This is a genomic window from Bradyrhizobium cenepequi (genome assembly GCF_020329485.1).
Classification (GTDB): domain Bacteria; phylum Pseudomonadota; class Alphaproteobacteria; order Rhizobiales; family Xanthobacteraceae; genus Bradyrhizobium; species Bradyrhizobium cenepequi.
The window spans coordinates 1-24,086 of record NZ_JAGKJI010000012.1; the positions used below are offsets into that span (position 1 = coordinate 1).

General features: G+C 58.2%; 26 protein-coding genes and 1 pseudogene. 12 read left to right on the forward strand and 15 right to left on the reverse strand.

Going from position 1 to position 24,086, the window contains the following annotated elements; translation table 11 throughout:
- Both J6497_RS15350 and J6497_RS15355 read left to right on the forward strand, forming a co-directional pair.
- On the forward strand, positions 1-279 hold a 279-nt coding region (locus J6497_RS15350; RefSeq protein ID WP_225705104.1), incomplete at its 5' end, for a transposase.
- Positions 280-457: 178 nt separating this feature from the next.
- Positions 458-742 carry an integrase core domain-containing protein gene (locus J6497_RS15355; RefSeq protein WP_225705105.1) on the forward strand — a complete coding sequence of 95 codons (285 nt, stop codon included), beginning with the start codon at positions 458-460 and terminating at the stop codon, positions 740-742.
- Positions 743-753: 11 nt separating this feature from the next.
- Here J6497_RS15355 and J6497_RS15360 read toward each other — a convergent pair whose 3' ends face one another.
- The gene (locus J6497_RS15360) at positions 754-1,140 is read right to left on the reverse strand and encodes an NAD(P)H-binding protein (RefSeq protein ID WP_225705106.1); all 387 of its coding nucleotides are present in this window, start codon (positions 1,138-1,140) and stop codon (positions 754-756) included.
- 417 nt (positions 1,141-1,557) lie between these two features.
- The gene (locus tag J6497_RS15365; protein ID WP_225705107.1) at positions 1,558-1,803 is read right to left on the reverse strand and encodes a hypothetical protein; all 246 of its coding nucleotides are present in this window, start codon (positions 1,801-1,803) and stop codon (positions 1,558-1,560) included.
- A gap of 312 nt (positions 1,804-2,115) precedes the next feature.
- Here J6497_RS15365 and J6497_RS15370 point away from each other — a divergent pair, with 312 nt between their 5' ends.
- Positions 2,116-2,298 carry a hypothetical protein gene (locus J6497_RS15370; protein ID WP_225705108.1) on the forward strand — a complete coding sequence of 61 codons (183 nt, stop codon included), beginning with the start codon at positions 2,116-2,118 and terminating at the stop codon, positions 2,296-2,298.
- 117 nt (positions 2,299-2,415) lie between these two features.
- Positions 2,416-2,541 carry a hypothetical protein gene (locus J6497_RS41245; RefSeq protein ID WP_283844531.1) on the forward strand — a complete coding sequence of 42 codons (126 nt, stop codon included), beginning with the start codon at positions 2,416-2,418 and terminating at the stop codon, positions 2,539-2,541.
- Positions 2,542-2,998: 457 nt separating this feature from the next.
- Here J6497_RS41245 and J6497_RS15375 read toward each other — a convergent pair whose 3' ends face one another.
- The 5 genes and pseudogenes from J6497_RS15375 to J6497_RS15400 form a co-directional block, all read right to left on the reverse strand.
- Positions 2,999-3,208, reverse strand: coding sequence for a helix-turn-helix domain-containing protein (locus J6497_RS15375; protein WP_225705237.1), 210 nt, complete (start codon positions 3,206-3,208; stop codon positions 2,999-3,001).
- A gap of 148 nt (positions 3,209-3,356) precedes the next feature.
- Positions 3,357-4,055, reverse strand: coding sequence for a DUF4336 domain-containing protein (locus J6497_RS15380; protein ID WP_225705109.1), 699 nt, complete (start codon positions 4,053-4,055; stop codon positions 3,357-3,359).
- Between the two features lie 360 nt (positions 4,056-4,415).
- Positions 4,416-5,675 (reverse strand): cation:proton antiporter, encoded by a 1,260-nt coding sequence (locus J6497_RS15390; protein ID WP_225705110.1) that lies wholly within the window; start codon positions 5,673-5,675, stop codon positions 4,416-4,418.
- Positions 5,676-5,819: 144 nt separating this feature from the next.
- Positions 5,820-5,982, reverse strand: a pseudogene (locus J6497_RS15395) (transposase domain-containing protein); the annotation flags it as partial.
- Between the two features lie 166 nt (positions 5,983-6,148).
- Positions 6,149-6,421, reverse strand: coding sequence for an MAPEG family protein (locus J6497_RS15400; protein ID WP_225705111.1), 273 nt, complete (start codon positions 6,419-6,421; stop codon positions 6,149-6,151).
- Positions 6,422-6,480: 59 nt separating this feature from the next.
- On the opposite strand from J6497_RS15400, the gene J6497_RS15405 reads away from it, so the two are divergent.
- The 5 genes from J6497_RS15405 (at position 6,481) to J6497_RS15425 (ending at position 8,985) form a co-directional block, all read left to right on the forward strand.
- Positions 6,481-6,885 carry a methyltransferase family protein gene (locus tag J6497_RS15405; RefSeq protein WP_225705112.1) on the forward strand — a complete coding sequence of 135 codons (405 nt, stop codon included), beginning with the start codon at positions 6,481-6,483 and terminating at the stop codon, positions 6,883-6,885.
- Positions 6,886-6,960: 75 nt separating this feature from the next.
- Positions 6,961-7,239 (forward strand): hypothetical protein, encoded by a 279-nt coding sequence (locus J6497_RS15410; RefSeq protein ID WP_225705113.1) that lies wholly within the window; start codon positions 6,961-6,963, stop codon positions 7,237-7,239.
- 77 nt (positions 7,240-7,316) lie between these two features.
- On the forward strand, positions 7,317-7,715 hold the full coding sequence (locus tag J6497_RS15415) for a hypothetical protein (RefSeq protein WP_225705114.1): 399 nt from the start codon (positions 7,317-7,319) through the stop codon (positions 7,713-7,715).
- Positions 7,716-7,748: 33 nt separating this feature from the next.
- Positions 7,749-8,018 carry a methyltransferase family protein gene (locus J6497_RS15420; RefSeq protein WP_225705115.1) on the forward strand — a complete coding sequence of 90 codons (270 nt, stop codon included), beginning with the start codon at positions 7,749-7,751 and terminating at the stop codon, positions 8,016-8,018.
- 208 nt (positions 8,019-8,226) lie between these two features.
- Positions 8,227-8,985 (forward strand): MerR family transcriptional regulator, encoded by a 759-nt coding sequence (locus J6497_RS15425; protein WP_225705116.1) that lies wholly within the window; start codon positions 8,227-8,229, stop codon positions 8,983-8,985.
- 1,126 nt (positions 8,986-10,111) lie between these two features.
- Here J6497_RS15425 and J6497_RS15430 read toward each other — a convergent pair.
- Positions 10,112-11,206 carry an enolase C-terminal domain-like protein gene (locus J6497_RS15430; protein WP_225705117.1) on the reverse strand — a complete coding sequence of 365 codons (1,095 nt, stop codon included), beginning with the start codon at positions 11,204-11,206 and terminating at the stop codon, positions 10,112-10,114.
- A gap of 94 nt (positions 11,207-11,300) precedes the next feature.
- Between J6497_RS15430 and J6497_RS15435 the strand changes: the two genes are divergently transcribed.
- Positions 11,301-11,912, forward strand: a complete 612-nt coding sequence (locus tag J6497_RS15435; protein WP_225705118.1) for a TetR/AcrR family transcriptional regulator — start codon at positions 11,301-11,303, stop codon at positions 11,910-11,912.
- Between the two features lie 2,035 nt (positions 11,913-13,947).
- Positions 13,948-14,481, forward strand: a complete 534-nt coding sequence (locus J6497_RS15440; RefSeq protein ID WP_225705119.1) for a ParB N-terminal domain-containing protein — start codon at positions 13,948-13,950, stop codon at positions 14,479-14,481.
- Between the two features lie 636 nt (positions 14,482-15,117).
- Here J6497_RS15440 and J6497_RS15445 read toward each other — a convergent pair.
- The 5 genes from J6497_RS15445 to J6497_RS15465 all read right to left on the reverse strand — a co-directional run bounded on the left by J6497_RS15445 (position 15,118) and on the right by J6497_RS15465 (position 20,321).
- On the reverse strand, positions 15,118-16,698 hold the full coding sequence (locus tag J6497_RS15445; protein WP_225705120.1) for an ABC transporter permease/substrate-binding protein: 1,581 nt from the start codon (positions 16,696-16,698) through the stop codon (positions 15,118-15,120).
- Between the two features lie 4 nt (positions 16,699-16,702).
- On the reverse strand, positions 16,703-17,524 hold the full coding sequence (locus J6497_RS15450; protein ID WP_225705121.1) for an ATP-binding cassette domain-containing protein: 822 nt from the start codon (positions 17,522-17,524) through the stop codon (positions 16,703-16,705).
- Positions 17,525-17,647: 123 nt separating this feature from the next.
- A complete protein-coding gene (locus J6497_RS15455; RefSeq protein ID WP_225705122.1) occupies positions 17,648-18,586 on the reverse strand; it encodes a class I SAM-dependent methyltransferase in 939 nt (312 codons plus the stop codon).
- Positions 18,587-18,788: 202 nt separating this feature from the next.
- On the reverse strand, positions 18,789-19,148 hold the full coding sequence (locus J6497_RS15460; protein WP_225705123.1) for a hypothetical protein: 360 nt from the start codon (positions 19,146-19,148) through the stop codon (positions 18,789-18,791).
- 306 nt (positions 19,149-19,454) lie between these two features.
- Positions 19,455-20,321 carry a phytanoyl-CoA dioxygenase family protein gene (locus tag J6497_RS15465; protein WP_225705124.1) on the reverse strand — a complete coding sequence of 289 codons (867 nt, stop codon included), beginning with the start codon at positions 20,319-20,321 and terminating at the stop codon, positions 19,455-19,457.
- Between the two features lie 582 nt (positions 20,322-20,903).
- Between J6497_RS15465 and J6497_RS15470 the strand changes: the two genes are divergently transcribed.
- Entirely contained in the window at positions 20,904-21,920 is a 1,017-nt protein-coding gene (locus tag J6497_RS15470) for an FkbM family methyltransferase (protein ID WP_225705125.1), read from the forward strand.
- 772 nt (positions 21,921-22,692) lie between these two features.
- On the opposite strand, the gene J6497_RS15475 is transcribed toward J6497_RS15470, so the two are convergent.
- Both J6497_RS15475 and J6497_RS15480 read right to left on the reverse strand, forming a co-directional pair.
- A complete protein-coding gene (locus J6497_RS15475) occupies positions 22,693-23,379 on the reverse strand; it encodes a glycosyltransferase family protein (protein ID WP_225705126.1) in 687 nt (228 codons plus the stop codon).
- A 457-nt stretch (positions 23,380-23,836) separates the two neighbouring features.
- On the reverse strand, positions 23,837-24,049 hold the full coding sequence (locus J6497_RS15480) for a DMT family transporter (protein WP_225705238.1): 213 nt from the start codon (positions 24,047-24,049) through the stop codon (positions 23,837-23,839).
- Positions 24,050-24,086: the final 37 nt, after the last annotated feature.

Genomic DNA, 24,086 nt, shown 5'->3' on the forward strand with positions numbered 1-24,086 from the left:
GGATTGGCCTTCGACGCGCTGATCGCCGACAAGGCGTTCGACAGCAACGCCATCATCGCCGAACTCGATGCGCGCGGCGCCAAGGTCGTCATCTCCCAGCATCCGCGCCGCGCCAAGCCTCTCACCATCGACGAGGAGATGTACAAATGGCGGCATCTCATCGAGAACTTCTTCGGCAAGCTCAAGGAGTTCAAACGCATCGCCATGCGCGCCGAAAAGACCGATCAAAGCTTCGCCTCCATGATCCATCTGGTCGCGGCCGTGATAAACTCCCGATGAATCCCAACAGACCCTAGACCGCAGAAACCTGGCCTGGATCAACGTCACAAAGAATCCGACCGCCGAATGGGTGGCACATCAAATCACGCAAGCCTTTCCTTGGGATCAGGCCCCAAAATACCTCATTCGCGATCGTGACCGTATCTATGGCACCATCGTCACGCGGCGATTGCGCGCCATGGGCATCCGCGACAAGCCTACTGCACCAGCCTCGCCGTGGCAGAACAGCTTTGCCGAACGGTTGATCGGATCGATCCGCCGCAAGTGCTTGGATCATTTCGTCGTCTTGGGCGAGGCGCATCTGCGCCGAATCCTGCGAGATTATGCTCGCTACTACAACGATATCCGAACGCACCGCTCGTTGGACAAAGACGCGCCGGTTGCCCGCCGGGTTCAGCGGACCGGAAGCATCAAATCGGCCCCCATCCTCGGCGGACTCCACCACCACTACGTCCGGGTTTAGGTTTTCGGTACCTACAGGGAAGGTGAAGCGGCATCTGAGCCGATTCCCGAAACGTGGACGAGCCGTTTGACGCGAGTTCGATGTGCCTGAGTTGCCAATCGCTGGGCAGATTCCACATGCACGGAGTGAAAAGTCTCCTGTCCGTGTTCGACATACAGACTGACCGCATTCACCGCACCGTACGCGCCATCAAGTGCATCGGCTATCGAACCGTCGTCGCGAAGATTGACTTCCACCAATTGGAGGCGCGGATCGCTATCGTCAAGCAGCTGCCTGCCTCGTTCAGGATGCCTTGATGCAATCCGAACGGAAAACTCGCGCGCCCGGAGAAGGTGTCGAACAACGCGGCGGCCAAGAAACCCGGTTCCACCGAACACCGTGACAAGGCGACTAGTCACGGCCGCTGTTGTCGCCTCTGGAGCGTTTGGGATGGGTCATACGGGCTTCCCATTTGGGCGCTTCATAAGTTCAAATGAGGGAACATGGGTATTTTCCGACCACGACTCCAGCACGGCACCGCAGACCGCACAGGTCGCCTCACCGGTGTGCGGTACCAAGAACTTTTCTTCAGTGCGTTTATATTCCGCGCCGCAACTGCAACGGACATTTGTCTCCATGCCGCGAATATGCGCTCAGCACCGACCTTTTCCAGTACCCCGCCTGGGCGTCAGGCTCGTAATCGCCACCGAGGCGCCCGCCTTCTTGCGCATCTCGTCAATGAGCTTGGACGCCTCCGCCTTGTCGCACTCTGCGGCTGGCCTTGCACAGGAACCTAACACCGCCAGCCAGATTAGCTCTACATGACGGAGCGAGTTCTATACGAAAGCAGCAACGGCGATTCCTGGTCTCTGGTCCGCGACCCGGCTTCCAATATGCCTGTCGTGAAGCATCAGCCGAACCTTGGCTCTGGTGGACAGATATCCTACACGGCCGTAGGTAAATTCCTCCGGGATGGAGCCAATGGTCCAGAACACCAAGCGCTCCTGAACCTTGTCGGTACCCTGATCGACGGCTGATGACTGACAGGCGGAGACCTGGCTCGGCATCAACGAAACGATCAAGCTGCTTCTCCGCGTCGTGCTTCATCGTCGGCAAGGCGTTTGGCTACGTCGGCAGCGACAGCCGGACCCTTCGGCGTTTGCGATGGGCGCGCCATCCTGCATTAACAAATGGGGCCATTGGATCGATCAGGGGCGCCAAGACAGATTGGAACCGACGGGTTCGTCAGGCGTCGAATCCGTCCCTCTGGCACACACACCCAGAGCGCAAGCCGGAGGAAAAACCTGGTTGGCGGTCCTTGTGCGCTCTCTGCTGAGCGATGGGACCATTGAGCCCAGGAGAGTAAAATGAGCAATCACATATCCGAGCGGAGGATGCCCAGCGCGGCCGAACGTGAAGCACGAAAGGCCTTTAAGGAAGCGGTCGCCAAAGTCGCGATGTCCGAATATGAGCGCGCCCAACAGGCGTTCCATGCGAACCGCGAGCGACTGAAGGCAGAGCGATTGGCTCGCGAGGCAAAGTTGGATCACGAAGCGGGACGGAAGCCTAAAACCTGACAGATGATTGCGAGGGAAGGAATTCTACGGAGCGGTCGGTCCGATGAATGTTTACGCTCCGCGTCTACATTTCGTCCGATGCAGCATGACTACGATCCCAGAGCGAGGAAAGCGGCCATGAGACAGGCCGTCGTAGCCGAAGGCCTGGAGCCGCAGCGGTTGATCCGCGTCGCCCAAGCCTGGCACGAAACCGCCCGCGCGCGCTCCTCGTTCGATAGCAGCGACAGAACCGAACCGACCTAGCTCCATACTGCGGGCATTCGGATCACGAAAAGATAAGGTATTCTTGCGCGGCCGCGATCAGCCGTTGCACAGCGCCGCCATTGTATTTCGCGATGTCGCGGGTTCAGGTGCAGGTCATCGCGGTCGCGGGATCAGCAGTGACCAAACGTGCACGTGGGGTATCGAGTGGGATCTTTGTGGATCAAGCGGCGAGATGGAAAAAGTGTATTATATTTCAGCAACTTATATTTCTCGCCGAGCGAGGTGGTGCCGGTAACTGGTATCTGTAACTTACGACGTTCCATGCCAATCCCGACGTAACCTGCACGCTCCCGCGAGCGCTCACAATCACATGGTCATGCACGAATTCCGCTCCGGTCAAGCCTCATCGCAGTGAGCATAGATCGGAACAAGCGCTGACTTTGACCGATGATGTGCAAACCGCATCTGTCATGCAATCGAGGCCAGCCTTGTCGATTCAATCCGCTTGACCCTCGATGCCATCTGCGCAGAAGGGTGCAATTGATATGCGCCGACAAGAAATCAGATTTGAACGATCCCATCGGTCTAACTCCTCAATCGGATATAAGACGGCTTTGCCGATTTTGATGAATGGGGGGCCGATCCTCTTGGATCGCCAGTTGCGCAGCGTACCATAGAGTACTGCGGCGTAGTTCACTCCTTCGATTGATTCCGATTGATCTCAAACGCTGGACAATCATGTCGCTGCCCGCGAGCGGCTACGCTCGCGGACTCCGACGCTACCGTGCTGGCAACAGGCTGGCGTCTGCTCAAAACCAATCTATCATCGAAGTGCGGACGTAACGGCCATCCGATCAAGCGCCGAGCCAGCGAAATGACTTCTCAAGAAGTTTGTGCCCGCCGGCGCGCACCCACTCACCGTGAGCCACGATGACGCGCTGACAATCCCAGTTGAGCACCTTCGCTCGCGCCCGCCGCGCCGGCGCGCGGTTGATGAAAGATAGTCGCCATTCGAGTGGCGCGCAGGCCTGGTCCTGGGTGAGACCGTCGAGGCGCGCCAGGAAGCGCCACCAACCCCAATGCTCCCGCAGAAAACGATCGCTGAAGATCTGGATCAGATCGGCCACGATGGCCGTTCCGGATGGCCGGTGAAGGAATACGATCTCGTCCATCGCGAACGAGCCGTGGAACCACGCCTGGTCGATATCGGGAAGCCATTCGGGCGGTGGGCTGTCTTTCAGCGCTTCGCGGAAGACGAGGTCGCGGCGCTTCTTGATAGTTGATTGTGGCCCCCACAATGCCGCCTCGGGATAGGCTACCTTCCACTCCTGCAGGTAGAGGTGGTGGAGCTTGTTGGGGCTTACGAGATGGCGGACCGCGCCCAGATGGTCCACTCCCGCGCGCAGGTCGGGAGTCAGCTTGATTGGCGACCATATCCACAGATCACCATTTTCCAGTCGGGCGATGACCGAGCGCGTCGGATAGGGAGCGCCATAGAAGCTGACGTTCTCGCCATCGGCGATCCACAGCGCGTCATGCACTTGCTCAAGCATTCAACCGACTCGACTCGCTGTGAACTACCGTTGGACACCGATGGTAGCAAAAAGGATCTATTCGAAGCAGCGATTTCCGGGCGATGCCCGACGCCTAAAGCCCAAATGGATACGTGTCAGGCAGGCCGGGCTTTACGTGTGCTGGCGCAATCGGCGTGACGGCAGCCGTCTCGTCGAACCAAAGGAAGGCGTCGAACTGCTGGGTAGAGGGACGCTTTGGCGTAGTGGCTCTGCAATTCAGTGGCGGGCCGTGACGACGAGATGAAAGGAAATCTATCACTGTTGAGTTGCTCGCCGCGTGACCTGCTTCCCAACTTTCCTTCGTTGATAAAGGAGGGTCTGTTTCAGTCCTGCTTAGGGCTAGCCCTGGTGTTGTGACGGTACAACGGCGCGAACCAGCCAAGCCAAAGTGAGTCCTTGGATCACGACCGAAAAGACGACGACGGCGTAAGTGGCAGCCAAGATGATTGATCGCTGCTCAAAGTCTGGCATCGACAAGACGAGCGCGATGGAAATTCCGCCCCGCACGCCGCCCCAGGTGAGCACCGGGATAGTTCCCTTCATAAATGGCATCTTGAGCTGTAGCGCCGTGATTGGCACTGCGACCGATATCCATCGTGCGGTGAGCACGATCAGAACGGCCAACAATGCTACAGATGTCAATCCACGATCCGGTCGAAGAACCAGTACCTCGAGACCAATCAGGAGGAATAAAACAATATTCAGAATGGCATCAATGAGTGACCAAAAGCCGAAAAGGTAACGTTGTGTGGTTTCGCTCATCGCGTCAGTGGGGCCACGCTCTCCAACTAGGAGACCGGCGCACACGACCGCAATGGGACCGCTGAGATGGAATTTGCCAGCGAGTGAATACGTGCCCATCACTGCAGCTAACGAGATCAGAACCTCGATCCGATAATCGTCAATTAGGCGCATCAACCTATAGGCGATGTAGCCGGTGACTAGCCCGAAAATCGCCCCGCCCAGCGCCTCGACGAAAAAGAGTCGACCGACGTCGAGAGGATCGAACGCACCTGCCTGCTGTCCGACCGCCGTCGCCAGCAGGATCGTAAAGACAACGACACCGACGCCATCGTTCAGAAGCGCCTCGCCGCTCATCTCGACTTCCAGGTCCTCCGGTACATGAACTGACTTCAAGGTGCTGAGAACTGCGACGGGGTCGGTTGGACTGATGAGTGCGCCAAAGACCAACGCCCAGATCAATGGAATCGGCGTGCCCAGCCATCCGGCTGCCAGCCAGAATGCGACGCCCACGATCGCCGTCGAAATCAGCACGCCCACAGTAGCCAGGAGCGCAACGCTAGCAGCTCTGCGTTTAAGCTTATTCCAGTCGACATGAAGCGCTCCGGCAAATAGCATGAAGGCGAGCATTCCGTTCATCAGCGACGCCTGAAAATCGATCTGTCGCACCACCTCAGTAAGTTCTCGGGTTATCTGCGTCTGCGCTGTCACGAGTTCCAAGCCGATTAGGAACAAGGACGCGGCAAGTCCCATAACGAGGACGCCGATCTCCGTTGGCAGGCGCAGCAGCTTTGCATTCAGAAACGCAAACGCAGCACTGATTGTGAGTAGCAGTGCGGCGAGATCAAAGATTGTCATGAGTGCTCGGTCCCCTTAAGCTGAGCAGTAGAGGCGACTTAAAGATGATACGGCTCGCCTGGTCAGGAGCCAGCCGCGTTCCGTCGGGATATTTATCTTCAAGACGCCTGATCGTAAGCGTCCGCTCAACGCGTTGCGATGGGGCTATGCGGCGAGCCCCCTCTGGTCAAGCCTGAGGCAGATACTCCCCTCGAGGTTCCAAGGCAGAAGCTCTGCGATGCGGTTGTCCGGGATGATCGGCGATGCGGTGGATGACGTGCTGCAGATAGGCCTCGGGATCGAGGCCGTCCGCCTTGGCGGTTTCGATCGGTGACGATTTTGCGCGGCGCGCTCGACGCCGCGGGTTGATAAACCGAAGCCGATTGTTCCGCTCGGGAGAGGGCGGTGGGCGTAGCTGGCGTAGAAGTCGGCGGGTTCACGCTCTCATGTGCGGAGTTGAAGTCGCAGTCCATTGTGGTACGCGTCAACTCGCTTCAGTGAGGCACGAAAGGCGCCGCCAGAACGGCGAGCATGCCAAAGGCGGCGACATTCCAGAACAGCGAGCGGATGAGCGGTATTGCGGATATATAAAGCGCGGTGTAAGCGATGCGCCCTCCGACATAGGCGATCGATCCCCAATGTGTCAGCTCATTGTGAACGCCTGCGACCTGAGCAGTGAGGATCGCGGCGGCAAAGAACGGAAACGTCTCCATGTAATTGCGGAAATTGCGGTTGATGCGCCCGGGGATAGGCTTGAGCGGCGGCATCTCAAGGTCGCGCGGGCGACCGCTGGGTCCTCTTCGCGTTCCTGGTCATCGCGCTCTCGATGGCCTACCTCTCGGCGTGCACCGACCGCATTGGTTTCTGGACCATCGACGGAGACGCCGTACGTTGGTTCGGCGTCGCTGTCTGCGTCGCCGGCAGCGCGCTCAGGCTCATTCCGGTCTTCGTGCTGAAGAACCGTTTCAGCGGGTTGGTGGCTATCCAGGCCGAACACAAGCTTGAAACGCGGGGCATCTACGGGCTCGTTCGCAATCCAAGCTATTTGGGCATGCTCATCTCAGCTGTTGGCTGGGCGCTCGCCTTTCGCTCGGCCGTGGGTGTGCTGCTTTCTCTGCTCCTCTTGATTCCTCTCGTCCCGCGGATCCACTCGGAGGAACGATTGCTGCACGAGCATTTCGGGAAGGAATATGACGACTACTTCGTGCGCACCTGGCGCCTCGTGCCGTAGATTTGTTGATGCGGGCAGATCTGCCCCGGCAGAAATGCAAAGGGGCGGCGCCGGCACCAAGCCCGTAGGAGACCCATGCTTCCCTATCTCGTGGCCGCCATCATCGTCATAGGGTTGCCGACGCTCTACGTTGCGGTGCGATATCGCGAGTACCGCAAATTCCTCGCCGGTGCGTTCTTCGTCAGCAGCGGGATGCAATTCTATTTTTACTTGGCGAAGATTCCGATCCCGCTGATGTGGACCAGTGTCGTCCAGCCGCCAGAGCTCAGCGCCGTGCGCGGCACGATCCACTTCGTGCTCTTCCTTGTCTGTCTGTATTTCGGGTGGTTCTTCCGCAAGCGACCGGCGCCTTAAACGGTTGCCGGCATCTGCGAAGCTGCCAACGGTTCCATGTTCTGCGTAGCGAGCGAGAATTTAGAAGGCCGCAGTCGATGACTTCCGCTGTCGAACCAAAACCAATGTCGGGCACCAAGGCGATCCTCTACGCGATAGGCTCGCCACTGGCGCTTGTGGCGTTGGTCTTCCTGCCGGTAGGCAGAATCGACGGGGCTCCTGGCTGGATCTTCGTCGCGGTACTTGTCGCGATCTTCGGCCTATCTGCGCTGCTGCTGGCGCGCCTGAATCCAATGATCTACCGCGTCCGCAGCCGCTTCCAACCGGGCACCAAGAAATGGGACCTGATCCTGCTTGCGGTGCTGTTCCCGGCCATGATCGCTGAAATCCCTCTCGCTACGCTCGACGCCGGCCGGATGGGATGGTCGGATGTGCCGCTATGGGCCGTCCTGATTGGCTATGTTCTCCTCATCGGCGGCATCGCGGTCACGACCTAGGCTCAGGCGGTCAATCCATTCTTCGAGCCGGGCGTGCGCATCCAGAAGGAGCGCGCCCAGCAGGTGATCACGTCCGGGCCATACAGGTTCGTTCGCCATCCCGGCTATGCTGCGGCGATAGGAATGTTCGTCGGAATTCCGCTCGCTCTCGCCTCCTGGTGGGGCTTGCTGCCGGCTGCACTGGCGATCGCGCTGCTGGTGGTTCGGACGGGCTTGGAGGATCGCCTGCTCCAGGCGGAGCTATCCGGCTATTCCGACTACACGCGCCGCACGCGCCACAGACTCGTGCCGGGCATCTGGTGACGGTTGGTAGGCGTTGACGGTATTTTTGACGCTGACGCGCGAAGCGCGCTGTGTGGTCGGATGAAACAAAAAATCGACCGATCATTGTCGATAGTCGCTGAAACCGGGCAGATTCTGAATCTACTTCGCCGGCCATATTAGCCCATTCAACGCTTGACCCGGACCTTAGGGCCGCCCCCATAGAGCGGGTGTCCGCGGAAAGAAGCCCATGACCGTGCCGCCGCTTTTTCGAACTGCTGGCGAGACAGCCCGCCTCCTCGGTCTCACCGTTAAGGCGCTCCGGGTCTTTGAGCATCATGGATTGGTGCAGGCACAGAGAACGGCTGTAGGCTGGCGGGTTTACGGCCCAAATGAGTTGCTTCGTCTGCATCAAATTATTTTGCTGAAACGTCTTGGCCTTAAGCTCACTCAAATCGGCGCCATCTTGCATGATCAAACCGTCGATCTCGATAGGCTTTTGGCTTTGCAGGAAGAAGTCCTACTCGACCGTAAGCACTCCATCGATCAAGCGCTACGCCTGGTTAGAAAAGCTCGGGCCAAGCTGACGCTTGGCGAATCCCTGTCCGCGGACGAGTTGATCGCTCTCACAAAGGAGACTGCCATGACAAGAGAAGTCCCGGACTGGGTCAAAAAGATTTCGCCATCTGTCGACAGCCATTTGTCCGAAGCCGACAAGGAAGAGCTTAAGACGCGTTTCGATGGCGCCGCTTGGCGACGCCTCATTGCAGAGACAAAGTCTCTATTGGGAACCGACCCAGCGGCACCCGCCGCACTTGCGCTTGCCGGCAGATGGAAAAAGCTGACCGCAGCCCTCACTGGCGGCAATCAGGACGTGAAGGAGAAACTCGGGAATATACAGCAGGATGCCTGGGCAGATCCGAAAACGGCGCAAACATTCCCTGTCACCCCTGATGTCTTCGAGTTCGTCAGAGCGGCCGTCGCAAAACTCGACGAGCAAAAGAACTGAGCGATATTTGTAGCGTCTGATCGATCCAGAAAAACCGGTGCGAGCCGGCGTTTCTGGATCGACGTACCAACGAGAATGGACAGCGCGAGGCCTCGCCCCTGCGCGCCAGACGGCGATCGACGAAGACGCGGGTCAGCTGGCCGCCGATCGCGCCGAAGGTTCGGTAGTGGTGCCCATCGTGTCATTTCGGGGCACCGCAGCAATTCGCGCGCTATTGGTGCATAGGTCTCGCAGGAGGAAGGGGCGAGTCCCTGACCGGGCTGCGACGATGGAAATAGTGTTGAATCACTGACCAGGAATGATCGTACGTGATTGAGCATGGAGACGAGTGCCGAGAAGGATACACGCCCACTACGCAGAATTAGTGGCTCCGACATCGCGCACGAAGGTTTGCATAGCCCTGAAGGAGCAGCGTTATGTGCCATGCTGAATACATCTATGCGTGCCTGGTGATGGAAGAACTTCGCGAGCCGATGGCGCAAACGGCCAACGTGCAAGCCCCCGGATCCGACGCTCGGCGTTCTCCGCCGCTTGATCCGATGCAGGAGTTTGCCAAGGCGGTGGTGACCTCCATCGCGAACGTCGCTCGCCGCCTTTTGGCCCCCGGCTCCGGAGCGCAGGACAAGTCCTGCAGGACGGCTCTCGATTGGATCCGCCCGCATCGGGACGACCGACTTTGCGAAGTAAAGAATACGGAACGGTTGATCGTCATTACATCAGCACGGATGCGATCGCGCGATACCACCAGCGGCCCAAGCAATGATGGTACAAGCGCTCGACGAAACGAAGCTCGGTCAGGCTACTTCGGTACATCACATCTCCGGAAGCCATTCTCCGTTCTTCGCCAAGCCGGCTGAATTGTCGGAGATCCTCTGCAAAATCGCGGGCAAGTCTGCCGCTCCGTCCACAGCGGCGGAGCCGGCTTGATCTAGGTACCTCTTCGGCTTACTGACCTCCTCAGACGTTCGATAGGACTCCGCGCGCCGCCCGCGGGTTGAATTGGAGACAATTCAGCAATGGCGGCAATGCCCTGTTGGGCGTTTCCTCCCGGACTAACCGGAATCCCATAACTGGCATTCCGGTCTTTTTTAAATGAGTGTCCTATCTCCAAGCTCGCGAACGTTAGCTAGACAAGATAGCGTTTGACGGCGTCCTCATCCCATTCGAGTCCAACGCCTGGGACATCGGGAATATGCAATTGTCCATCCTGGATTTTGTAGGGCTGCTTCAGAATTGGGTCTGCCCAATCCTGCCACTCAAGCCAATGGGCCGTCTCCGTGACGCGCATTACCTGAGCCGCGATCTCTGGATAAAGGTGAGTTGACACCGGTATCCCAGCTGCGCCGGCGATGGCCGCTGCTCGCATCCAACCGGTCACGCCGCCAATTCGCATGAAATCTGGCATTACGAGGTCGGACGCGTTCTTCTGCACAGCCTTGTGCATCTCACGTGGACCGTAGAAGTTCTCGCCGATCTGGAGAGGCGTACGGAGTTCGGTTGCGAGCTTCGCGTAACCATCAAGGTTGTCGTAGACGATCGGCTCTTCGATCCAGGCGAGGCCGTGATCATCGATCATATGACAGCGTTTCAGGGCCTCTGCGAGATCCAGACCCTGATTGAAATCTGCCATTAGATGCATCGTATCTCCGACTGCTTTGCGAATGGTCTCGAGCGCCGAAAGATCATCGGACGGGTCGTCGCGACCCAATCGTAGTTTCAGGCCAGTGAAGCCGCCCTCGTCCCTCAATTCGAGCGCTTGATCGGCGAGCGTCGCTGGCTCGCTCAACCAAAGGCCGTTGCTATTGTACGATTTCACGGGACCGAGCGACCCGCCAAGAAGCACGCAAAGCGGCAAGTTGGTTGCCTTTGCCAAGGCGTCCCAAGCTGCCATATCGAGACCCGATGCAGCGATCATTGACTGACCTTCATAGCCGACGAAGTGGAGAGATTTTCTGGCTGCATCGAAGAGCTCGACCGGCGAAACAGGGCGCCCCTTCAGCAAAGAGCCGAGGTCATTGAGGGCGGGAACGAGATAGTGCATCGATTTGGCAACGTAGGGCTCCAGATAGCTGCGGCCGACAATGCCTTCCTCTGTCAACAAATCGATGAGAACGATTGGCCAGTCGGCAATCGTCGCGATCCTTGCAACGACCGGCCGTTTGAGCCTGAGCACCACCGGACGTGCCGAGATCCCTCTGACGGTCAAAGAAGCGTACGGCATTTTTCCTAACCTTAATGAGATTTCCGAGACATCATTTCACGCCGGCCCGTATCGATGGTAAATGCACTAATGAGTATACTTTTTGGAGCGGACGATGCCACGCTCGAACGAGCAGACAAGGAAACGCATCCTCGATAGCGCTTACCGGCTATTTCGTCGGCGTGGCTATAGTCGGATCACCATGGACGATATTGCAACCGAGGCCAAATTCACCAAGCGTACCCTGTACCTGCACTTTAGGAGTAAGGACGAGCTGCTTGCCAATGTCCTTACCGCTCAGCATGAGCTGGCGCTGCAGGCATTCAAAACGTTTGGTGACAAACTTTCGGGCTCGCCGGAAGCGATCGTGGAGGGGTTGTTTCGCGATCTTGCAGTCTGGGCCGATCGACCCCGCTGGGCGGGGTCGGGATTTACACGTCTGGTCATCGAGCTCGCCGACCTTCCAGGTCACCCGGCCCGCCTTATCGCGCGACGACACAAGGCCCGTCTGGAGCGATGCTTCGGGGATCTTCTAGAACGATCAGGTGTCCGCCGTGCCGACGAACTCGCACGTGCCATTTGGTTACTCTCGGAGGGGGCAATTTCGTTGATGCTGGTTCACGGCGACCAACGTTATTCGGCCGCGGCGTCAAGTGCTGCGGCTACACTGGTTCGCTCACACATGGAGAAGCATTGCGATACGAGCCGTCGATCCGGCGGACGCTAGTATGCAGCGGCTGAACCACATTCTGTGCTGCCCCGAGAATCCTCTGATGTCAGTCGTCGAAACAAGTCGCCTAATGAAATTCAGCGTCTCGACAATGTAAGCAGTTGTCATTCTGCACCAAAAGCATTCGGTTAGCGCGGGCCGTGTGCTCCTTTTTCCGGCTTTCTGCAACGCCAGCGAGTTCATGCCGCGGCGCATATCCGTGAGGCCGGTCGCAATCCACACCCGCACGGTCGGCGGAATGTGGATCGAGGGTAATCCGCATGAGCAAATTGAAAATACGGGTCATCGAGGATGATGAGCCCGACAATGACCCGTCAAAATTGCCTGATGCGGTTCACCGCGACTAATCGCCTATGCCGCAGTATTAAAACTTAACGGGCCAGGCGATTGATCCAACGCGCCGGTCTGGCGAGCGAAGGCCTAGATCCTGGAACACCGCCCCTCCGGCTCGTTTTCTCGATGACTTCAAATGCGAGATGCCGTCATGCGGCGGCATGTAATTTTGCTTGATGTTTCCTATGGATATCGAGCAAATCTCCTATTTCCAGGCTGTCGCGGACAGGTGGGAGCGCGGTGTTTCGAAAGCCTTGAGACTATTCGCAATGAGCTCGATGTAACGATGGCTCTATCTGAGGTTACTTCCATTTCGGAAATTTGCCCGCATGTCTTCGCCGTTTCGTTCGGCCGTTAGAGGGGCTTCGCGGATGCGCCGGTCGGGCAATATTGTTGCATCGATCAGAGGTAGCGAACATCCTTTTCCCTTAGGAAGTTGAAGATTGCCTCCGTGGGCTTCCTCGGCTTTCGTTGCATCCTTACCACCAAGGTACGAGATACCGAGAAATCCGAGATCGGTACGCGCGCAACACCGACCCCGGAAAACAGAGCCGGCATTAAGGCAACCCCAATCCTCGCCGCGACAAGATTGAATGCGCGGTCGTCTTGTGCGGTTCGTGCGCTTATCCGCACCGCGCGGCGTGATCGACCTCGATCCAACTCTGTCGCCGCTCTTCGTGAGCGTGTCGCAAAGCAGACCCATTACCCATTCGTAGTCTCATTCGTCGAACTGCCCGTTGAGAGTCTTTGCCTTCTCGCAGGCAAGCGCGAAATCAGACTCTAGAGGTTCGCTCGGAACGGGGCACTTCATGTTCCGGTACTTGGTCGAAATCTCGTAGTAAAACGACGTCACGCCCGATTTCAGTCTCCTAATCCGGACGTGGCGGGGAAGCTGCAACGTCACAAATCCTCTGCGATGTCGCCTGGCACCATGATCGGCGCTATCGCCGCGTCCAAATCGTCCCTCAACCATAGCCGTCTGTGTCCGTCTGACACACGTGGATGAGGATAATCCTTCCCGACCCGCTTAAGGAAGTCGTCTACGGTCCTCTCTCCGCAATATCCTGCGGCCAGTTCGCACGCAACGGGACGCTTATCGAGCAACGTGTCCATCTTGGTCGCAAAGTGTGTGCGGGCACGGCTTGCCGGCCCAGAAAAGCTCCTGTGGTTCCATCCCGATATCCAACAGGTGGAAGTATCAAACTGCGAAAACCAGCAACGAGGAAGTCCGCGGTTCTTGAGGTGGCATTTGGCGCCTCTAGCGAAGAACTGGAACGATTGCTGAGCCCGAGAAATATCTCCCGGTTCTCACGCCAAAGTTCTGAAGGCGCGTATAGATCTCTATAAGCGTCTTGTCGATAATCCCTTCTTCATGTCGATCGATCCCAAAGCCGCGCCTCTGGCCGCTCTGCGACGCAGTCTGCCAGTCCGTGACAAGGAAACGGCAACGCACACGGGCCATTCGCCCTTTAAGTGCTTCGCCTCGAACGATGTGCGTGAATGGAGATCGCGCCGATAACAGGGCTTTTTGCGTTAGTCCCACCGAGTTGATGGCACGATCGATTAGCGGAGGGAGTATATAATGACCGTCCTGGTCGGCTCGAAGAGATTGCCTTGGCGCTAGAGCGCTTCATCCCTAGAATCCTGTGACCGGCGCGGAGCGGTTTGGATGGGGCTCAGTCACTACGGAGTACAAGCTATGCCCAAACCGGAAAGCTTCCCAATCGAGAAGATTTACGTTCCCGTGAAGAGAAAAAAAGCTCTCAAGCCTGAGCTCGTTCAAGAAATCGCGGAGAGTATTCTGGAAATCGGGCAACAAGCTCCCATTGTCGTTCGACCGGACGAACACCGCTTCGTTCTCGTCGAGGGACTGCACCGGTTGGAAGCCTGCAAGGCTCTTGGCGAAAAAACAATCATCGGGTTGGTCTCGGCCGAGGTTGCTCACCAAAAGACGCTTTTACCCCACAGCGCTGGAGCAGAAGCAGAGCGCGATAAGATGGCGCGCTTGAAAAAACTGCGTCTCGAAAAGGAGGCTGCCGAGAAACTAGCCCTTGCTTCAAAGGCAGTCGTGGAGACGGGCTCCGCGGAACTCCTGCGAAAAAGCCCAGAGAAAGGTAACCGGAACAATGTCAAAGCAGTGCCGAGCCAATCAAATCGCAGGACTTCAGCATCAACACCAAAGACCTTATCGGAATGGCTCACGCAACAGAAGCGCGATGGTGGTCGTTACTGATTGCCGACTCGGCCACGGCCTCTTCCTCTAGAGGATGACCAAGTTTACAGCCTTCTGCAGGCGTCGTTCCGCAATTAGTCCATTCGGCTGAAGAGCACAGATCTCGCCTGCGCCCTCCCGAGCGGGCTCCTCGAGCGAACCTAGGGTTCGAAACCTAATGATAGCACGATGGGATTACTCCGTATGCCTGCGGAGTGCCGACGGTAGGACGAGCAGCCGCTACGCCATAGGCCCACTTCTTCTATAACAACTCGATACGCGAATGCTGCCCGTCAAAAATGCTTGGCGGCTAGAAGACCGTAGGTATCACCAAAACCCTCACGGATTATCTGGGAGCCGGGGAACCTGCAAGGCTGAATGGAAGGCTCAGAATTTCGGCAGGCTCTTGACTGCGGTGTGCTCGGTTATCACACCGAGCGCTTGGCCCAAGAAGGTCTAGTTGGCCTCGCTTCGCCAACCAAGGTTTATACTTAGTTCACCATGACAACAAAGCTCTATCCCGAACCGGACGGCGGACTCGAAATTGGGAAATGACAAGGATCGTCATTTTCCTATTCTGTCACCACCATCTGCCATCATAACCATTGATGAGTTGCGCCAACGGGGGAAAATCCGGGTTGTGTGACCGCTTGGTACCTAACGTGATCGCAAATGCACGGCCTTTGCCAAAACACGCGCTGCCTCTTTCGGAGAAGCCTTGTCCGTATCGCGATCCACCGTGAGGTTAGCGGCACGCATAGCCTCAACCGGAATTGCACCGATGAGCGGAACAAGCGCCCGCTTCAACCGTGCATCGGCGGCACGATTTGGCGCGATAAGAATCAACGCGTCGTAGGATGGTATCGCATGCTTCGAGTCAGCGAGTACAAGAAGGTCGAGCGCCGCGATCCGCCCGTCGCTGGAGAAAGCGGAGACAACGTCGACCTCACCAGCGTCGACGGCGTGATACATCATCGTTGGGTTGAACGAGCGTCGCGTTTTGAAGGACAGACCATAGACGCTCTTAAGTGAGGCCCAGTCTGGCCGCCCCAAGAATTCAAGATCATCGCCGATGGTGAGTTGAGGTGCAACCCGGGCGAGATCGGCGATCGAGGTGATGCTTAGCGCCTGCGCTCGTTCTCGTTTCATTGCGAGCACGTAAGCATTTTCAAAGCCAAGCGCGCCAAGTACCGTGACACCATGCTCTGCTTTCATCCAGCGGACGATCTCCGCCTGCATGGCTTCGCGCGATGGCGTATTGGTACGGCCCATGACATTGCGCCAAAGCGTGCCGGAATAATCGACGTAAACATCAATATCATTGTGAGCCAGCGCACGGAAGGCGATGGCCGAACCGAGCCCGTCCTTCCGCGTCACGCCGAATCCCTCGGCCTTCAGTTGATCACCCATCAGATCCGCCAGGATGAACTGCTCCGAGAAGCTCTTCGCGCCGATGGTATAGGTTGCCGCCTCGTTTGAGAGGAGCGGCGCGAGGCCAGCAAACGTGCCGAGAGCAAGCCCGGCGATGCCGAGCATCATGCGCTTGCTGTTACGCTCAGACGCCCCTGTCTCTATAAGGTTGAGGAAAAAGTCGGCGACCAGAGCAAGCGCGGCGGCGGCAATGCAACCGAACAACACCGAAATCCAGTTCTCTGTCTGCAATCCTGTAAAAATGTAGTTGCCGAGGCTGGTCTGACCGACAGGCGTGGAGAGGGTCGCAGCTCCAATCGTCCATACAGTTGCGGTCCGCACCCCGGCCATGATGACAGGCGTGGCAAGCGGCGCCTTGATGCGCATTAGAATCTGGCGCGGCGTCATGCCAACGCCCTCCGCCGCCTCGACGACGGCAGGATTGATGCTGTTCAGACCAACCACGCCATTGCGCAGAATCGGAAGCATGGCATAGAGCGTCAATGCAATCAGCGTCGGCAGGAATCCGAGCGCGGGGATGCCGAACCCGAAGAGCCGCATGGTCAGCGCCGAAAGCGCAAGGAGCAACGGATAGAACAGTGCGAGCAACGCGAGGCCCGGTATCGTCTGGATCAGGCTCGCAATGGCAAGCACTGGCCAGCGCAGCCGGGGTCGGTCCGCAGCAAGGACGGCCAGGGGTAGGCTGATGAGAAGTCCGAGCGCCAGCGCCGCGGCGCAAAGTACGATGTGGGGAGTGAGATAGGTAGGGAGCAAGCTCCAGGCGTCGGACAGTGCATCTGACCGGGCACCGGAAAGCAGTTCTGCCATAGCATCAGGCATGAACGGGCCTATTCTCGGTCATGAGCGCGGCAATACGCTCCGCCTGACGCCGCGGCACCTCCATTAAGGCGGCGACATCTGGATCGTCAGAGCCCGTCATCAGAGTGTGCGGCGTTTCGTCCGCGAGTACGTGGCCGTCCTTCATGACAACGATCCGATCAGCCATCAGTGCGGCTTCCTGGATGTCATGGGTCACCATCAGGGTCGTCATACCGAACCTGTCGTGCAGCGCGCGGTAGGAGGAACCCAGGCCGTCGCGAGTAACCGGATCGAGCGCGCCGAATGGCTCGTCCATCAGAACGATGCGCGGTCGCGCGGCAATTGCACGCGCCACACCGACCCGCTGGCGTTGACCTCCGGAGAGCGTGTGTGGGAAACGCCTGGCGTAATCTTGTGGCAGATCGACCATATCGAGCATCTCGGTCACACGCGTTTCGATCTCGTGCACCGGCCAACCAAGCAACCCAAGCGTCACGGCAATGTTCTCTGCAACCCGCATGTGCGGAAACAGACCGATCCCCTGAAAGACATAGCCGATGCCACGCCGTAGCGTCGGCGGTTCAGCCTCGCTCACAGGCACCCCATCGATCCGGACTTCGCCAGCGTCAGGATCGACGAGACGATTGATGGTCTTCAACAGCGTCGTCTTGCCCGACCCGGAGCCCCCTACGACCGCGACCAGCGAGCCTTGCTTCACGTCAAGCGACACGTTGGAGACGGCGAAACTCCGTCCTCCATCGAAGGATTTTGACACAGCATCGATCTCGATACACGGCACGGAAACAGATGAGTTCGAAATCGGTAGAGCTGTCATGGGTATGGCTTCTCCGTAGACCACCGACGCGACGGAACGTAACCATGCAGGGAATGTAGGTGTGATCTACTTAGGTGCGTAGTTCTGGGGGCGCACGCGCGGCTATCTTAAAACACGAACGTCTCACGGCTCCAATGCGATCTGCAAGCCCCCGTTGCCTCCAACGTGAACGTAACGCGGCCCGATCGGCCGACCTCGACCGCTGGCGACAGTGACAATGTCTTCCAAGGGAGCGGCGCGCGCATCCGATTCAGGGCGGGACAAAATCAGATCGGCGTGGAACAGACCTTCCGATTCAAGTCCGGTCGCATCGACGCCAAGCGCTGCCAACGCAGCCAAAGTACTTTCAAATTCTTCAGCATCGCGAAAGCGACGCTGAATAAATGTCGCGCCGGTAAGACGTTCCGTCACAAGGCCACGCTTCGCGAACGTCGCAGCCAAGGAGTCAAATGGGAACATCCGCAGTACGAAAGAGATGATCCATGGAGACTTCTCTGTCGCATCGAGAATTTTACTGAACGTCTTTTCGGTGACGTAGCCGATGCAGCCCGTCGACATGACGACATCAGTGGAGCGGATAATACGCGCGCTTTCCGTCGATAGCGGCTCCTTTTCAAGGTCAGCGACAATGCCCTGCTCAAGGAGACTAACGCCCGTTGCATAGCTGATTGCCGGTGCTGATACATCGAGACCGATAAACCGCGCCAGGCCAACATCAGGCCAAGCCGCATAGAAATAGCGATCGAGACGCACCAGTGTCTCGGAACTGATCGCTCTCATCTCGCGTCGGGCATAGCGGTGACGCAAGCCGCCGAAGGTCAGTGGAAACCGATGCACCGCCGCGTTGATGCCGTATGAACAGCCGACATCAAGCACGAGCGGCTTAACGCTGGTTGCCGAAGCTTTCGCTGCCAGAATTTGACGCACGACCGGCTCAGCCACGTCGGGGATCATATAGTCCAAGTCTCCTAAGACAGAGAAATACGCTCTTGGATCATCCAAAGCATAAATGTCATCGAAGACAGCTTTAGCTCGATTGATACGCGAAAAATCTGTTCGCAACCTAACGTCTCCACATTTCAATTTGTACGCAAGCCTAAGGCTCTTGCCTCGACCTATGCTCGGCTTATCGCAGATGTTGGCCGATATACAAACCCCACAGTACCTTTGCGGTCTCGCCTAACCCCAATTCCTTGATAGATGAGCCAGTCATTCTCCCTCCGTGAGACCTGCAGTTTGTCTCATTGATGCTGATGCTGGACATTCAGGCGGGGCGAAGACGTAGAGCGACGGCCAAATCCGCGGCGACAAGCGTGCGCAGAAGTACGCTTTTCGAGCCCATGATGCGAATCTCTTTCGCGTCGACTTCGACGCGTTGAGCAAGGGTGCCGGAGATAGTTGCAGCGATAGCCGCCGCTTGGTTCGCATCTGTCTGCGGGCCTGCCTGGCGAATATTTTTGGCGCCTGTGGTGGGCCCGACCCATTCAATCGCTTCCTCGGCCCGCTCCGCGTCGGCGCGCGCCTTTCGGCGATCGAGTACGGCTGACAGGATTCGCTCGAGGCGAGCAGACTGTAGAAGGCGCCGCTCGATGTGATCCGCGACGAGGGTATCGAGCTTCTCCATCGGGACGGTACGGCCGAGGCAGCCCGTCTTGCCCTGGCGCGCCTTAGTCGAGCAGGTGTGCCGGTAGCGTTCTTCCCGGTCCTCAGCGTGATCGCTTTGCCGCGGCCCGCGGTTCTGATTGGCTGTGCGATGTCGTCGCGGTGATCGCCGCAATGGGGAATTACGGGGATAGCCCGGACGCACGCCGAGCGAGCGCATCGAGTCGGAATTGTGAGCTGCAGAAATGGGTAAGGCCTGCCGTAATCCCACCGCACGGAGTTTGCGGCGGCTATTCCTCGGCGGGTGCTCGCGCTTCCGCTGCGCAGCTCACCGTGCGCATCCGCCGTCACGGTCGGCGCGTAGGTGAGGGCGCATGAGGTCAGCGGTTCCCTTGTAGGCGTACGGATCCTCGCCGGCGATAAGGACGATGTCCCGGTGGTCAAGCAGGCCCATGGGCTGGCCTTCGCCGGGTGGGAACCACGGCAGCACGGACTCCGCGCTCATGTAGTGGTTGACCAGCGCTCTGCGCATCCCGTGACGGCCGGTATTGGGCAGGGAGCGGTGCAGCAGGTAGCCATGGAACAGCACGGCGGCTCCGGCGGGCAGTTCGACCGGGATGGCGTCCTCGTCCCGATATGGGAACGAGTAAGCCTCCTGGGTGCAGTCGAACCGGTCGTCGTGTTGGTCCCGCACCGGGTAGAGTACACCCGGGCGATGCGAACCGGGAATGACCCAGAGGCAGCCGTTCTCCACCGTGGCGTTGTCCAGCGCGATCCAGATCCCGGCCAGCGACCGGTCACGGGTCGGAATGTGGGCTTCGTCCTGGTGCCACGCCTGCCCCGGTTTGCCTTCGGATTTGATGAACAGCATGGACTGCATCATTTTGATGTTCGGTCCGATGACGGCGGTGAGCGCGGCGACGGCTGCCGGCCGCCGGGCGGCCTCGAGCAGGCGAGCCGAGATCTTGTGCGGGAAGTGGATGCACAGGTAGTGCCGCAGGACGTCTGCGTCGTCCTCATGCTCGCCCGCCGGCCGGGCGCCTTCGATCGCACCACGCTGGCCCCGGCACAGGGCCGTCGCTTCGGCGCGCGCGATTTCGAGTGCGGCCGGGTCAAGGTAGTCGGGGATGATCAGGTACCCGCGGCTGTCGTATTCCGATGCGAGTACTTCCCGGAGCGGGAAGCCGGCGGTCATGGGGAGTTCTCCGTTGTTATTCCGTTGTTGTCCAGGCGACTTCGTCTGCGGACCCTGTACTAGCAAAGTGCGCGAAAGGCTCCAGTGTCCAATTGTGTTAATGTCGAGGCGAGCGGACGCACCTGCGTGCGCCAGCCGGAACAACGGAACGGAGCGGTGATAACCGTGTTATCGGCCGTGGTAGGCTCCGCCGTTTCTAGCAGGCTCCAAGACTTGAAGGAGGAGAAATTGGCTTGCAGCAGGAATGCGTTCGCACGCCACTTGCATCAAGCTGCGCCGGCGCATCACCCACCGCCGGCACCCGGCCAGATCATCGTCGTTGCTGCAACCTCCAACGCAAGCTGTATGAGCACGCCACAGCCTTCACGTCACGCAACCTCACGAAGCGCAGTTTCTCGACCTTGGCGTCGTCCTCGGCCAGATGGCCGCCGCAATAATCTCGTGAATCCCGTGGCAGCCTCAATCCGTGGCCGCCGCAGCGACACCGCAATCTTCATTCAAACTGACGGATGTGGCCGGCCGAAGTGACGGACGATTGTCAGGCATAAGTGCTGCGTAACACACGAAGGAGCAGGAGAAAGAATGTATTGCATCGGAAGTGCGTTCGCCCGCAATGGGGGCAAGATTACGACGACAACCGATACTCCCGCCAAACAGGGCCTGTCTGAAATACCGCCTGCTCCCGTGTACGAAAGCCAAATCTATCATGGCTATGATCCCGAGGAACTCGCGATTTTCGATCGGTTTTGCCCGGACCCGACGGCGGCGGGGGAAGGTTTCGTCGCTGACTTTCTCAACGTCCGCACACGCGTTTCCGTCTTCCGGGATGAACTTGAACGGCTTGACGGCAAGTGTCTGGGCCCACCGATCCCTGGCGATTTCCGCGCCGAGACGATCGAGTGGCTCGGTCTGCTGCGCTCCGCTGCGGAGGCGCGCGGCACATATGTGGCGATGGAACTGGGCGCAGGCTACGCGCCGTGGCTCGTCGCCGGCGCCGCCGCGGCGCGCCATCTCGACATTGAATCTGTGAGGCTTTACGCGGTCGAGGCGGATTGCGATCACTTTGCCTTCATGCGTCAGCACTTTCTCGATAATGGGCTCGACCCGGACGAACACACGCTGCTCAATGTCGCAGTCGGAGCGGAGTCAGGTACGGCGCGATGGCCCAGAAAGAAAAACACGCCCTTCGAGTGGGCCGCGCGCCCCGCGCGCGAGCAGAGTGTCTTGGATACGAGATATAATGGCGACCGCCTTGAGCGCTCCGTTGAGGTACCGGTCTTCGCCATCACCGAACTCATCGAGCGTGAGCCCCGGTGGGATCTCGTGCACATTGACCTTCAAGGCTGGGAAGGCGAGGTCTGCGCCGCAGCCGCGGAGGCAATGGATCAACGGGTCCATCGGATGGTGGTGGGCCTTCACTCACGCAAATTGGAGGGGGAGATCCTGGCGCTGTTCCATTCCCTTGGCTGGGTGCTGGAGAATGAGAAGCCCACCAGATTTGTCTATCGGGCTTCCGCGCCGACGGTGGAAAACATGGCGATCCTCGACGGCGTGCAGGTGTGGCGAAATCCACGCCTGGGGGGGATGGGTCCGGATTGAATCAATGAGGATTCCCAAGTCAGATCAACGACTACCGGGATATCCAGGCCTTGAGGTCGATCTTCTCGAAGAGGCCGACATCATTCACCTCCGCGCGCGGTCTGTAGCCGATCCTTTATCCCGGCACCGGCGAAGATGGTATCGAGTCCTGCCAACGTCTCAATTGCGGATCGAATAACGCCATCGATCTCCTCGCGAGAGACGTCACGTGAAGTCCGTGCACCGCGTAAGACTTCGAGGACAATCGTGCGACCTGGCGATCGAGGGATTCCTCATTTTGATCTATGATTGCGAGGGCCGCACCATTCTCCGCAAATCACTCCGCGATCGCAGTCCAATTCCGCTGACGACGCGGAGTGAGCCTCGGAACCGACGCTGTTAAGCGGCGCTAACCTTGTGTGCGACAAAATGAACGCGGCCCGTAAGAATCCTGCGTGGACGAGTTCTGTCGATCTGAGCCGAACGCTGATTTTGTGCCACTTGTGGCTACAGGGCACGAGACGATCTGCTCCTATCGTTGTCGCAACGGGAAAGCCATCGTAAGCCGCAAGAATTAGACTCTCGACAAACCCGGCTTTGCAAAAAAGATCTGGGCCGCGCTTCCCGATCGCTAGAAGGTACCCGCGCTACCTTTCGGCTGGGCGGAGGAGCCAAGACGATGCTCAATGCGTAGCGCATGCAACCTAAGCGAGTTACAACGCCTCGCAGTGGTATGAGACAGGTCGTGGGCTTTCCGGACGTCAACAGCGAACGTGGGCTGCAGATCAACGACTCAGCGGCTGCCTACCAAGCGGCGATCAACTGAAGCGGTGTTGCTTTGGGCGCTCGAAAGCGCGTTCCCAACATGGCGCACATAGCTGCAAGCCGCAGCAGGATCGTGCCAGTCGATTTTGAGCCCCAGCTTCTCAGCTTGCGGAACGGCAACCGCTAGCAGTGGAGGAAAGATGGTTCCGGCAACTTCCTGGAGCGAGTGGACATTTCTCTCTCGTGCTGCCGAAGTATCTAACGGCCAATCGAAGAAGCTTGGAGGCGTCATGCCCGATGAATCAATATCCAAGCCAGTCCAGATATGAACGTAAGGGATGCCCATACTCATCGGAACAAGCTCGATGAAGAAATGCACAGCATCGATGACGAGCAGATCAAAATTCTCTCCAACTAACTTCTCAGGTAGCTGGTCCAGCGTAGCTTTGATGAATGGCGGCAAGACCACTTGGCATGCGCACTTGACGACGTCGAGCCCGTGCAGTTTGCGGGTGGGTGCGTAGAGGTCCGAGTCTAGCGGATACTCGCTCTCACAATAGCAGATGAAGTTTAGTCCGGCGGCTTTAACGGTTGCCGCAGCATCCGGAACTCCAATAAAAGAAATCGCGTGCCCCCGCGTTTGTAGTGTCCGCGCAAGCGCAACCATAGGATCAAGATGTCCATACACGAGCAGGCCAACAAAGCCGATCTTCATCTCTAACTCCCAAGACAGGATGAACGACTACATCGTCGAGGCACGTCCTGGCGGCAAACCAATCCCGAACGCTGTAGGCCACCGGGCTGGGCTGCTATGGCGTTGACTAAGCCGCGGCTTCGATCTCATCATCTTAACCCTTAAGGAGAATCAGAGGGCGACAGGCCGCTAAGTTGGCCCGCAAGGAGACCGTCGTTTCTGAAACTATCGAGCGAGTGTCCGCTTAGGGTCAAACCGCGATCTCGAGGAGAGGCTGCTTTTGGCGCAAAGCGGACACTTGCCATGAGCTAAAAGTCGGCGAAGAGCCAGCAGCCATCGGTTGCGGACATGTCTGACTCCGGTGGTTGCTCCGAAGCAATGCGATGCTGTCGGCATCGAGGTTGTCGCGCGGAGGTCATCGGCCCCGCCTGGAAAGAAACCGACCCTCTCACGGCGTTCGCGAATACGATAGCGCAAGTCACAGACGGACCATCGCGGCGCCAGCAATCAGCGATACTGCACCGAGCAATCGAACGAGCGTTATCTGATGCTGCGGCATACCAAGCAGACCGCAGTGATCGAATAAAAGCGAACTGAGTAACTGACCGACGAGAATCAAAGTTAGGACGGTCGCAACACCGAGGCGCGGGATCATGAAGACGCTTGTCGCGATAAACATCGCGCCGAAGATACCGCCTGTCTGTGAATGCTAATCGAATAGTAACCCC